Here is a 12,539-nt window from a genome sequence, read left to right on the forward strand (position 1 = left end):
GCACGTCATCCCCGCAGACCATCGCGACCTGTTGCTCGCCCTGCTCATCGGCACCAACATCGGCTCGGTGATCACCCCATGGGCATCCCTCGCCACCCTGCTCTGGTTCGAGCGGTGTCGCCGCAGGGAAGTGCGGGTGCCGATGCTCACCTTTGTTCTGCGGCGATCACGGGCGGCCCACCGTATACTCCGCCACCTCCTGAAGTCGCCCCGCCACCTCTTCGGCCTCCCGCATGCCCATGGGGCCGAGGATCGCCAGGGCCTTCTTCCAGTGCCCCTGTGCGTCTTCGATCCGTCCGACGGCGTACAGGGCCTCGGCCATGCTCTTGTGCGTCAGGCCGTCCATACGGCGGTCGGAGAGTGTGGAAGCGATGTCCCTGGCAGTTCGGCAGTACTCAAGCGCCGATCGCTTGTCGCCCATGGCGAGGTGATCACTGCCCAACTCGATGAGGGTCTGACACTCCAGGTGCCGGTTCCGCAGATCTTTGGACCGCCCGAGCGCCTTCCGGTGGTGTTCGACGGCCTCGTTGTGACGCCCTCGCGCGCGACAAGCCATACCGAGACCGATGAATGCCTCCGTCTCCAGACTGTCGATGCCGAGTTCCTGCGCGATCTGAAGGGCTTGGGCCAGAAGTTCGGTGGCGCCATCCGTGTCACCGAGCTGGATGTGGATCATGCCCAGCTCTATGAGGGTGAAGGATTCGTCGGCGCGGCGTCCATGCTCACGTTCGTAGGCGAGACACACACGCAACAGGTCCCGGCTCTCCGCTGCGCGACCCACATCACGGTAGGCCGTCGCCAAAGTGGTCATGACCGCGTTCTCGGCACCTCGGTTGCCCATCAGACGGAGCAGTTCGATGGACTGCTTGCTGATCTCGATCGCCCGGGTAAGTTCCCCCAAGGTCACGAGGGCGAACGCGATATCACCGAGTGCCCGGGCTTCCCCCATCTGATCGTCCAAGGACTGGAAAACGGCGAGAGCCTGCTCTAGATGGGAGAGGTAACCGGCGTAGTCCCCGTTGCACAGATAGGCCAGGCTCAACGATTTTAGCAATTCGGCCTCGCCGCGTTTTTCATCCAGGCGACGAACGGCTGACAAGGCGACCCTGTGGCTTGCGATCATTTCATCTGGCTGATCCCTCATGTAAAAGAATCTCGACAATGTGAGGGTGAGCTGCCAGGAATGCAGTGGGAGGTCCCCGACACCCGCATAGGTGATCATCGCCATCAGCGTGGGAAACTCAACGTCCAGCCAGTTCAGAGCCTCGTCCGCACCGGAGAAGGACCGAGCGACGGGAAGCGCGGGTACGGTCGGTTCTATAGTGTTCCCTTCACCGGTCGCGCGTTTAATGGCTCTGGACGTCATGTGCAGGTACCAGCCAGCGAGCCGCGCCAGTGCCGTGTGGTGTTCGGCCGCGCTGTCATCCATTTCGCTGCGTTCGTGCCCGTACACACCGAGCAGGTCGTGCATCGCCACTCGCTGGTCACCGATGCGGTAGATCAGATGGGCGTTCACGAGTGTGTCGATCGCGGCGTCGACCTCGCGCGGGGAAAGGCCGGTCAGAACAGCGACCGCTTCACAGTGGATGTCCGGTCCAGGCTGCGCGCTGATCAGCCGGAACACTCGCCGGATGCTTTCCGGCAAGGCACGATAGGAAAGCTCGAAAGCGGCGCGCACCCCAATGTGCGGATCTTCTTCGATGTCGAGGGCGGTCAGCCGGTTCTCCTGGCTCAGCCTCGCCACGAAGTCGCCCAGGAGGAGGGTGGGCTGGCTGTTGAGATGAGCGGCGGCCAGCTTCAACGCCAACGGCAGGTAACCGCACAGTCGTGCGAGTTCGGCGGCCTCCTCCGCCTCGGCGGTGACGCGCTCGGCACCCAGCATGGCGATGAGAAGCGTGCGTGCCTCGACCGCTGGCAGGATGTCGAGGGTGATCGCATGCACGTCATGGGTGACCGAAAGACCTCGCAGCGTGTCGCGGCTGGTGATGACTGTTCTGCACAGTGGTGACCCAGGCAGAAGCGGGCGAACCTGTTCGGGGGTGGCAGCGTTGTCGAGAATCATGAGCATCCGCCTGTCGGCCACCAGGGAACGGTAGAGACTCGCACGTTCGTCCGTGTTCGTGGGAATCTCATCCGGTGCCATGCCGAGTGCTCGCAGAAATCGGTGCAGGGCCTGTGCGCCGGTGACCGGTTCACTGTGTGAATAACCGTGCAGGTTCACGTAGAGGTGTCCGTCAGGGAATCGTGCGGCCATCCGGTGACCCCAGCGTGTCGCCAGCGCGGTTTTGCCGATGCCTGCGGTTCCGGCGATAGCAGAGATCACCACGGTTGACGTGTCGGCCTGTCCGGGAGCCAGCAGCTCGTCGAGTTCTCGTAGCTCATTTTCACGGCCGGTGAATCGGATGACGTCGACCGGTAGTTGCCGGGGCACAGGGGTGAACGGTCTGCCTGCGGCGGCACGGTGTGTTTCGGCGGCCATGTCGGAGGAGAGGACCGTCTGCTGAATTCTCACCAGGTCCTTACCTGGGTCGACGCCGACCTCCTCCTGGATGTATTCACGCGCCAACTGGAACTCCGCGAGCGCCTCAGCTGTCCGTCCCGCGCCGTGGAGCGCCAATATCAGCTGGCCACGCAGTTCCTCGTTCAGTGGGTGTTCGGCTACCAGGAGGCGCAGTTCACTGATCAGTTCCGCATGGTTTCCCAAGAGAAGATCGGTCTCGATGCGCTGAAGAAGGACCGCGACGCGCCGCTCCTCCAGGGCGGCCCCCTCTGTAGCCTGCAATTCGGTGCGGGTTCCTCCCAGCGCGGGCCCTCGCCACAGCGACAGGGCTCGATGAAGCAGTTCCGACGCGCGCGGAGCGTCTCCAGAAGAGAGAGCGGTACGAGCCCTGGCCGTCTCGGTGGTGAAGACGTCAAGGTCGGAGGCGCCCGGCTCCAACTGCAGCGAATAGCCGCTGGGCATGCTGACCAGGTTCTGCCCGTCGCCGAGCAGGCGTCTCAAGGACCATACGTGGCTGTGCAACAGTCGCCGGCCTGTGGCCGGGACCTCGTCGCTCCACAGCGCCGCCATCAGACGGTCGTGGGAGACGGTCCTATTGGCTTGCAGTACCAAAACCCCCAGTAAAGTGCGCTGTTTCAGGCCGGTGATCGCGAAGGAGCGTCCGTCACGCCATATGTCAACCGGACCGAGGATGCGAAGTTGCATGCCGACCTCCATAAATCTGGTCACGTTGATGTAGTGCGCTCGATCGGCTCGCCCATGTTTGCTGTAACGGGCCTGCCACGCTGCGGTTTTCTTGAGAAATCCGACACCTGGTAACACGCTTCAAGATCAAGACATTTCATCCTACAAGATCAATGGCGTTGCCCATCATGCTGGAGACGATCATCTCCGGTCGGGTCGCACCATTCTGATGCCCTGCCGATCAAACCCCTTTTCGCAACGGAGGAACCGGTGGGGTCTCCCTTACCGAACCGTCCTGCCGCGCCGCCCTCACGGCGCGGATCGAACAGACGGTCCACGACTGCAGTCGTGACCGTCTCAGCCCTGGTGGCCTCGCTCCTGGTTTCGAGTGGAGCTTTGCCCGCCCAGGCCGATCCCACGTCCCCTCCCACGTCCGCAGCCCCACTCCAGACGGCGTTCCCCCGCCCTGAGAACCCCGACGCCCCACTGCGTGCGGCGATCGCGGAAGCCAGGAAACAGAACAAACCGATCGAGGTCACGGGTGCCTTCACCGAGGCCTCGCGAACCTGGGCCTTCCCGGACGGGAGCCTGAAGACGGAGTCGTACTCCGGCCCCGCCCAGATCAAGCAGGAGAACGGCTCGTGGGCGTGGATCGACACCACGCTGGTGGAGAAGGACGGCGTCCTCAAGCCGAAGGTGGCCAAGGCCGATCTCGCCTTCTCCCTCGGTGGGGACAACGCTCCGTTCGCGGTGATGAGGCGTGAGGCGGATGAGAGCCTCAGCCTCTCCTGGGAGGGGAAGCTGCCCCGCCCGGTGGTGAAGGACAATGTCGCCACCTACCCCGACGCCGCCGGGCCCGCGGCCGACCTGGTCGTCACCGCCCTGCCCACCGGCTTCCGGCACGACGTGGTGCTGCGTGAGCGTCCCAAGGAGGCGCTGGAGATCCGCATCCCGGTGGAGTCTCCGGAACTGACCCTCGCCATGTCCAAGCGGGGTGGCCTGGAGCTCACCGACGGCAAGGACAGGCTCGTCGCCCAGGCGCCGAAACCGGTGATGTGGGACAGCACCGGCGCCGGCGTGAGGGACCCCAAGGCCGCCACCGCTCCGCGCAGTGCTCCGATCGCCACCTCCGTCGTCGGGGACGGCGGCAAACGGACGCTGGTCCTCAAGCCGGACGCCGGCTGGCTCGCCGACCCCGCCACCGTCTACCCCGTCGTGGTGGACCCCACCTCCACGCTGACCGTCAAGACCGACACGCTGCTCTCCAGCGGCGCCGACTGCACCGTCAACGACCAGCCGGGCGCCACACTGCTGAAGATCGGCGCCGCTTACTCCAGTTGCAACGGAGTGAGCGCGGTCAACTACTTCCGCTCCTACCTGACGTTCGACGTCGCCGGCCTGGCCAACAAGCCCATCATCTCCTCCACCATGCAGCTGTGGCGCACCGAGTCGCCCGGCTGCCACCAGCGTGGCGACGGCAAGGTGTACGCCACCAGGGTCAACACCGGCTGGACGCCGGGCAGGATGACCTGGTCCAACAAGCCGGCCCTTCTCGACTTCGTGACCACTCCGTGCCCGACCACGAACGTCCTCATGCCCGGCGTGATGACCTGGCCCATCACGAAATGGGTCAAGGACTGGGCCGCAGGCCAGCCCAACTACGGCATCGGACTTCAGGGGCCCACCGAGAGCGTCGACCGCTACAGCGGCTACTCGGCGGTCTATCACTCAGCGGAGACGACCGGTGCCGGCGCCACTCCGCCCAAGCTGATCACCCAGTACATCCTGCCGCCCGAGATTCCCACCGTCACCGCCGAGTCGGTCGACTCGATGGACGGCGACCACGCGATCGTGCGCAAGAGTTCGGCCAAGGTCGCCTACAAGTCTGCCTCCGTCGACGGCAGGAACATCGACTACTACGTCTCCGTGGTCGAGTCCACCGCGCCGCTTCCCTCCTGGACGACCGGTGGAGGTGAGATCGGGAAGTGGAGCTTCACCGACGGCACGGGGGGCACCGACTCCACCGGCAAGGGCAACCTTCTGACCTTCGTCGACGGACGCTACTCGTGGATCGACGGCAAGGACGGCAAGGCGCTCCTTCTCAACGGTGCCGCAGGGAATCCCTCCCACGCCTCGACCGCTGGTCCGGTGCTGCGGACGGACAAGAGCTTCTCCGCGGCAGGGTGGGTCAGGCTGGACGTCGGGACCACCACGATCCCGCTGATCAGCCAGAACGGAACCGTCAACAGCGCCTTCAGCGTCGGCTATGACTCCACCGCTCGCAAGTGGAACATGCAGATGTACCACAACAACACGGCCACCAGTCCGGTGACGGAGATCAAGTCCTCCACGACGGCGTCGATCGGAACCTGGACGCATCTGGCCGGGGTCTACGACGCCGTGGCCAAGAAGATCCGCCTCTATGTCAACGGTGTCCAGGCCGCAGAGGCCGACCACACCGTCACCCCGTGGCAGGCCGATCGATCCTTCGAACTCGGCGACGGCAGGCGCGGTGGTCTCAGTTACTCCTCGGTCAAGGCCGCCTACGACGAGATCCGCGCCTACGACCGGCCCCTGAGCCCGACCGAGATCCAGTGGATGCTCAACCTCACCCCGCCCACCAACGCCAACCTGCCCTCCGGTCAGAGCGCGTCCATCACCTACGACGTCAGCAACGTCGACAGCTTCAAGTTCTCCGTCAGGGCCTGTATCAACGGGGCCACCCCCATGACCTGCAGCGAGAGCCCGTACTACCGCATCACCACCGACGCGCCGTACGTTCCCACGGACGCCGAGACCGGCATGGCCGACCCCACCCGGCCCATCCTGTCGGGCATGGTCAACCGCCCCTCGGGCGGCCCGGTCACCGCAAAGTACTTCCTGTACGACAACGCCGGCACACCGATCGGATCGAGCCCTCTAGGCGTGAGGTCGGTCAACGGCGGTGAGCGCGCGTCGTTCCAGGTGCCGGAGAACACCGTCCAGGCCGGTCGCACCTACAAGTGGCAGATGCAGGCCTGCGTCGTCGGTGGTGGCACCTCACCAGGCCCGGGCCCAAACTCGACCCCGACACCCACTCCGTCGGTCACCCCGACACCGACCCCGACACCCACTCCGTCGGTCACCCCGACACCGACCCCGACGCCCACTCCGTCGGGAGACACGACCCCTCCGACAGTCGTGACAACCACCCCCGCCAACGGCGCAACGGGGGTCGAATCCTACGTCGACGTGGTGGCGACGTTCAGCGAGCGGGTGACGGGTGCCCAGATTGAGGTCATCGGTTACAACCCTGACTTCTCCATGCCGGTAGACGGCGCGGCGGAGATGGACGCCACCGGCAAAATACTGACCTTCGAGCCCTACATTCTCCAGCAAGAGATGCGATATGTAGTCAAGGTGACCGGCGCCAAGGATCTCGCCGGCAACACCATGACCCCCTATCAGTGGACGTTCTACACCCCCGGCGGCCAAGCTCCCGCGGCCTCGAAGTCGAACGCCACCCCCCTAACCGGGGAAGGCGCGGCAGCGACTACGCAGGACGAGGGCGTGGAGGAGATCTGCACCGCCAAGACCGCCTTCATCAGTTTCACCACCCCGGGAACCCCGACGGACCCGCCTGCCGAGACCGTCAACCACCTGACCCTGCTCAAGGACAACTTCGTCATCAAGACCGCCAAGGTCGATCCGACAGCCTGTGCCGGTGGTCCCTGTGCCCTCGCAGATTCCTCCACCATCCAATTAGGAGGTGTGGGAGCAGACAAGGTCGCAACCGTGCTGGGCATCAAGCTCAGCGAGTTGCCCGACGGCGCCAGCGTGTCCGAGGGAATCCTCAAACTCGGAACGCCTACCTGCCCTTTGGGGGCGTGTCCGGCAGACACAGTGATCACTGCGGTGCCTTTGAAGAGCGAGGTGACCGGAGAAACTATGGGGTCAGACCTGGAAGGTGACATCGATGACAGCACTGCTGCCTATACCTTCCCGATCGCCGCGCCGCAGGTCGACATCGCCGGTAGCGAGTACCAGTGGCTGATGCTTACCTCCGGCAGCGACGAGGCCATCGCCTTCGGAAGCTCAGGAGTCACCGACCAACCGTCGATCGTCCTCACCTATATGCCTGCGGGCCCTCCGGGCAATGTTCTCAATCTTGTCGCCTCGGCTGGCGATGGTGGTGCGGTTGTGAGCTGGGGGTTGCCGGAGACCAACGGGAGTGTCGCGCTCCTGGATGGTTACGACATCGAGGTGTCCGATGTCGGCGGTGTCCGCATTCTTGAAGCTACCGATCCGTTCACCCTGATCGCTGGTCTAACCAACGGCACTGTCTACACGATAAAGGTTCGATCACGTACAGCTTTTGGTGTTAGTGGATGGGAGGCTACAACTGTTACTCCTAAGGCGGTACCGCCCCCGCCTCCGCCCTCGTCCTCTCAGGGATGTGTTCCTTATCTCGACGCGCCTTCTAAAGCCTCGGCCGCCCGGTCGGTGTTGGCCACGCAGAGCTATGCGGACAGAATCAGAACTTACTATGAAGCACAGGACGCTGTCTTGGAGGATCAGGCAGCAACGATCTGGCAGGCGCCTGGGGTGACACCTGACAGTCCCATCACCGCCCAGGTATCTCTTCTCAACTCCTCGCTGACCGGGCAGAGGAACAACCTGGATGCCCTAGGTCTGGCCCGTACTGACTCCACCATCACGCTTGAGAACGTGGTGGCGCAGGAGGCTGGTAACGGCGCAGTACGTGTGACCGCAAAGGTCACACGTGGCTGGAAAGAAATTCCCACAGCGCCGGCTGGCGAGACGGCCGCCGCGAGAATGATCGACGATGTTCCCGGGCAGGTCGAGCCTAGCGAATCCACTATCTCGATCTTCGTTTTCGACCGCTGTGGTGGTTTGACCATCATCGAGGCCCCGATGCCTGCTGAGCAGGACTCCACGGACTTCGGAGACCCCGGGGCCATCGGGTGTGCTGAAGACCTCTCGGAGACCCGCGTTTCAGCTGCCGCTCAATGCGGTTCCGCCGGTGGGGTTGCTCCCGGTGGCGGTCGAAAGTGTGCCATCGAGCAATACAGCCTCTACTGCGAGGTCAATCAGAAGTTGGGAAAGAAAAACTGGTGGGTACTTTCCTCTGTACATTCGAGTTGGCTCCCTCCTGAGCAGTATGGGTCGACCGATCGACTGCAGAGGTGGGAGCTGAAGAAGTTCAACAACTTCATGTATGCGTATCCGCAGAACAAGAAGTACTGGAACACTGAGTTCGCAAAAGCGTTTAAAAAAGCTCTTCGACACGATCACAAAGATCCAAAGAAAGACCTAGGTGGGATGGAGATGAAAGGGCTTGCCTGCTTCCGTCACAACCTTACGCAAGTGGAAGCGAATGCCGAAGGCGGAATTAGTCTCGATCCGGCCAGCAATGGGATCAAGGGGATTGTAAAGCTTAGCGGTGAGAAGATAGAAAAATGTCATGATCAAGTTTCTTTGAACAATGACCCAAATAATCCTACAACCGCAAAAGATCAGACAGGGCAGGTGGTGGTTAAGTGCGCACAACCCTTCATAGGAAGCTGTAAAATCGACCGTTACGGCCACTATGCGAGAGGTGTCATCTGGGCCTACTTTACAGTCAAAACAACGAATTCGAAGACAGGCAAGCCTGCTGATCTGAATTACTCGGTCAGAGCTGAACATGCCTACACGTGTGATTTGGAAGCAAAACTTGTTCCCCGGTTGGTGGGAGCAGAAATGCAACTTCATCCCATTGCCTGTAAGGGGGAAGCGGTCGAGCTGTATGGTTCACTAGACTAGTGACGCTTGTCAGGGAGTGGAGAGATGTACTCTCTCCACTCCCTTGTTATTGAATTTCGAGCTCCTCGTCAAAGGAAGTAGCAAACGACCGTGAACAGTTCTACGCTGGTCCGTCTCGCGGCTGTGGGAACGGTGGTATCCATTACCCTCTTTCTTCTTTTCGGGCGAGGGTTCGGGGTGTGGAAGGAATACACCAACAACGAAAAAGCTCGACTGGTTGTCGTTAACGCTTTCGCTGTTGGCCATCCGGGAAATTATGTCGTCTTTGAAGACCTCAAAGACGAGGACATAGACGTACGGCCTCATGAGGGGTCTATTTCGGTTCTCTTAGGACCAAGATCGCCTTATTTTGATGGGACGTTTCAAGGTCACCGGTACAGGACAAGTTTAAAACTGCTTTCCTCGGGAGCGCTTGATCCTTCGTGGCTCATGGAAACAGGCGCCACCCGTGCTGTCGACGCACTTAGTGAGGGGGATGAAACCGATGTACGGTCTGCCGCAGCTACACTCGGTGGCATAGAGGGACAGGTGGCGGTGACAGTTTTTGTATGGTTGACGCGTCCCCTGGGTGAGGATGTAGCCCAGGAGTCGTGGCGCAACGGATTCGATACCATTTTCCTGGGACCATTACATACTGGAATATCTCCTATATCTTGGTCGCCCTCCGCATGCAACTGGAGAGGTATTGGCAACTGTGACGCGGAGATGATGCGGTCCCCTGTGGGGCAATTTCGACGTTGGGCCTCCCTGCTCGACGAGAAGGATGAGCCTGTCTTGAAGCAGTTGAACCTCGACCTTCAGGAGATACGTGACCGCGCTCAACAGGGGCTTGTGCATGGATACCTTGCCACAGGACATCCCGATGAGCTGATTAAATTGTCCAAAGATCCTAGTGTTCGGCAGATGCAGATTGTTGATGTTATTTTCGAAGACTGAGCCCTGCTGATGGGTCGCGTGCTGAAATTTTGGCGATTTTTTGGAGTCATGGAGTCGCCGGTAATCGAGGCGACCAGCGGCTAACTTTGCAAATTCAGATTTTGTTCTACTTCGCCTGATTTCATGGTCCAAAGGCTAAGTATGTAAAGTCGCATTTTCATTGTCAGTTGAAGTGGTCCGACTTTAGGGCGGTGAGGAAAGTAACCCAATCGCCTGAGGTGAGGACAAGTGCCGGGCCTGTGGGGTTCTTGCTGTCGCGGACGGCGACGACTCCGAGGAGGTTGTCGGCGACCTCGACGCAGTTTCCGCCGCTGTCACCGCTGAGGGAGCTCTTCTTCCAGTCGGCCTTGGAGAGGTCAAGGCCGGTGGTCACATCTGCTTCCATTGGTCCCTCGCTTCTTTGATCATCTGTAGCGACTGTCCGGGACGGTGCGCTTCCGCGCGGATCCTGTCATATCTATCCCAGATGAACGCCGCCAAATCGTGCTCCGCCGATACTTCACCCGCCCCCGAGGACTCGATGGAGATGGTGGTCGGGGCGTCCGCCAGCTCGGCGAGTACGAATCCGGACATGAAGCCCGCCGTGCAGGAGGTGTCGTGCGGAACGATCTGCACTTTCACGTTCTGCCGACCGGCGACGGTCGCGACGTGGTCGAGCTGCTCGTACATGACCTCCGGACCCCCGATGGGGCGGCGGAGCACCCATTCGTCGAGAAGTGCCCACAGCATGGGCGGGCCGTCCTTCGTGAGGATCAGTTGCCGCCGCATGCGGGCACTGACCTGTTCTTCGATCTCCTCCTCCGAGGTTGCCAGGCCGCCTCGGAACACGGCTCGTGCGTAGTTCTCCGTCTGCAGCAGCCCGGAGACCAGCAGCGGGTCCCAGCTTCGCAGCACGCGGGCGCGGGGCTCGATCTCGTCGGACCATCTGAGGAACCAGCTCGGCCCGGTCGGAGCGGCGATGTTGCGGCAGAGGTGGGTGAAGAGGTCGCCCGTCTCGAAGAACTCGTCACACTGGGCGGCCAGAACGGTGTTGGGGTTCCGGTTGCCGGTCTCGATGTGACCGATGAGCGATGTCGAGACGCCCAGGTGGGTGCCGAGCCGGCTCTGTGAGAGCCCCGCCTCTCTGCGGGCTCGCCCGAGCTCGCGGCCGAAACGCTGAGCCGCCGTCAGGCGCGGATCGAGGTCGTTTCCCATGGTCACCTCTCAACCTTTTCAATGACGCCGTACGTCATATGAATGACACATTCCTACGTCACACGTAGGGGTTTGTCGGAGATTCGTCAGCCGTTATTCCGTGCGACGCCAGCTTAACCACAGGCACTCTATGGGCCAAGCCTTTATCCGGGAGATGTCAAGGAATTAAACGGACAATTGTCCCGGATAAAGGATTCATTGGACAGGTGGGTTTTCGGCACCTGTGACCTGGCAGGGAATGGCGGTGGTCAGATGAACGCGGAGGCGCTTCCCGGGGTCGGTCTGCTGGGCCGGGTGGAGTTGCCCGGGGTGGCCGAGTCCGTCGGTGCGGCGCGGCGTTACGTCAGGTGCGTGCTGGAGGGCTCCGGCGGCCGGGACACCTGCGACGCCGAGCTCGTGGTCAGTGAGCTGGTCGCGAACGCGGTCAGGCACTCGGCGTCGGGCCGGCCGGGCGGCACGGTGGCGATCGCCGTGGCGGACCGTGGGGACACGGTCTGGATCGCGGTGACCGACGAGGGATCGCCCACCGGCCCGCCTCTCGTCCCGGCAGAGCCCGACGAGGACGCCGAAGGAGGACGTGGGCTCTGGCTGGTCCACCGGGTGGCCCTGTCCTGGGGGTGCCACGAGGACGAGGCGGGCCGGGTCGTCTGGTGCCGGTTGGCGCGGGGATGACCGATCCACCTGTCGTCGGAGTCGCCGGAGGTGGTGGAAGGACACGTCGAACCGCACGGTGAGGGACCGGCTCGCGGGCGGCACCCGAGTGGCCTGCGCCTCGGGCCCGGTGGCTAGGTTGGCCGTGTGGTGGAACTGGTTCTGTACTGCGTACCCGCGCTCGTGTACGTCATCGTGCAGTCTCGCGGAAGGGATGAGACGTTCACGTCGGCGTCGGCCCGGGTGGGGGCGACGCGGGGATCGGCCTCGGCCTACGGGTGGGCGCTCGTGGTTCTGTTGCCACTGGTGCTCGCGTCGTGGCTGGCGATCGTGCTGATCCCGGCCGAGATCCTCGAAACGCCGGGCGTGTCCATCGCCCGGCTCACCTCGGTGAGCGTCGCCGTTGGGGTGGTTGCGCGGGCCGTCGGGGAGGAGGTCTTCTTCCGCGGCCTGCTGGGAGGCGTCCTGATGAGGCGGCTGGGTTTCCCGTGGGGAAACCTGCTGCAGGCCCTGCTGTTCCTCGCTCCTCACCTGTTGCTGCTCCTGATCGATGCCCGCCTGTGGCCGATCCTGCCGGTGCAGTTCGCCGCCGCCTGGCTCCTGGGGTGGTTGCGGCACAGGACGGGGACCTTCGTTCCCGGTGCCGCGGTTCACGTCATCGCGAACATCACCGCGGGCTTGATCACGCTTTGAAAGTCGTCCGACGAGGGGTCGGCAAGCCACCCGGTCAAGGATCCCCCTACGGGACGTCCTCCAGCTCTTCTCGATT

General features: G+C 62.6%; 7 protein-coding genes. 4 read left to right on the forward strand and 3 right to left on the reverse strand.

Annotated features, from left to right (window positions below; translation table 11 throughout):
- Positions 1-166: 166 nt before the first annotated feature.
- On the reverse strand, positions 167-3,205 hold the full coding sequence (locus tag ACLQ2R_RS18975) for a BTAD domain-containing putative transcriptional regulator (protein ID WP_425961226.1): 3,039 nt from the start codon (positions 3,203-3,205) through the stop codon (positions 167-169).
- 327 nt (positions 3,206-3,532) lie between these two features.
- On the opposite strand from ACLQ2R_RS18975, the gene ACLQ2R_RS18980 reads away from it, so the two are divergent.
- Positions 3,533-8,989, forward strand: a complete 5,457-nt coding sequence (locus tag ACLQ2R_RS18980; RefSeq protein ID WP_425961227.1) for a LamG-like jellyroll fold domain-containing protein — start codon at positions 3,533-3,535, stop codon at positions 8,987-8,989.
- 90 nt (positions 8,990-9,079) lie between these two features.
- The gene (locus tag ACLQ2R_RS18985) at positions 9,080-9,925 is read left to right on the forward strand and encodes a hypothetical protein (RefSeq protein ID WP_425961228.1); all 846 of its coding nucleotides are present in this window, start codon (positions 9,080-9,082) and stop codon (positions 9,923-9,925) included.
- A gap of 163 nt (positions 9,926-10,088) precedes the next feature.
- Here the strand turns inward: ACLQ2R_RS18985 and ACLQ2R_RS18990 are convergent, their stop codons facing one another.
- Complete coding sequence (locus ACLQ2R_RS18990) at positions 10,089-10,298, reverse strand: DUF397 domain-containing protein (RefSeq protein WP_425961229.1); 210 nt, start codon at positions 10,296-10,298, stop codon at positions 10,089-10,091.
- On the reverse strand, positions 10,295-11,119 hold the full coding sequence (locus ACLQ2R_RS18995; protein ID WP_425961598.1) for a helix-turn-helix domain-containing protein: 825 nt from the start codon (positions 11,117-11,119) through the stop codon (positions 10,295-10,297). Before ACLQ2R_RS18995 ends, ACLQ2R_RS18990 begins: the two co-directional genes overlap by 4 nt.
- A gap of 252 nt (positions 11,120-11,371) precedes the next feature.
- Between ACLQ2R_RS18995 and ACLQ2R_RS19000 the strand changes: the two genes are divergently transcribed.
- Positions 11,372-11,791, forward strand: coding sequence for an ATP-binding protein (locus ACLQ2R_RS19000; RefSeq protein ID WP_425961230.1), 420 nt, complete (start codon positions 11,372-11,374; stop codon positions 11,789-11,791).
- Between the two features lie 129 nt (positions 11,792-11,920).
- Positions 11,921-12,463 carry a CPBP family glutamic-type intramembrane protease gene (locus tag ACLQ2R_RS19005; protein WP_425961231.1) on the forward strand — a complete coding sequence of 181 codons (543 nt, stop codon included), beginning with the start codon at positions 11,921-11,923 and terminating at the stop codon, positions 12,461-12,463.
- The last annotated feature ends 76 nt before the right edge of the window (positions 12,464-12,539 follow it).

Origin of the sequence: Streptosporangium sp. DT93 (assembly GCF_049844535.1) — a bacterium.
GTDB lineage: Bacteria > Actinomycetota > Actinomycetes > Streptosporangiales > Streptosporangiaceae > Streptosporangium.

What these genes read in the sequence shown, in the direction of transcription:
- ACLQ2R_RS18975 (WP_425961226.1), bottom strand. Translation starts at nt 3,205, where the DNA reads ATGCAACTTCGCATCCTCGGTCCGGTTGACATATGGCGTGACGGACGC.
- ACLQ2R_RS18995 (WP_425961598.1), bottom strand. Translation starts at nt 11,119, where the DNA reads ATGGGAAACGACCTCGATCCGCGCCTGACGGCGGCTCAGCGTTTCGGC.
- ACLQ2R_RS19000 (WP_425961230.1), top strand. Translation starts at nt 11,372, where the DNA reads ATGAACGCGGAGGCGCTTCCCGGGGTCGGTCTGCTGGGCCGGGTGGAG.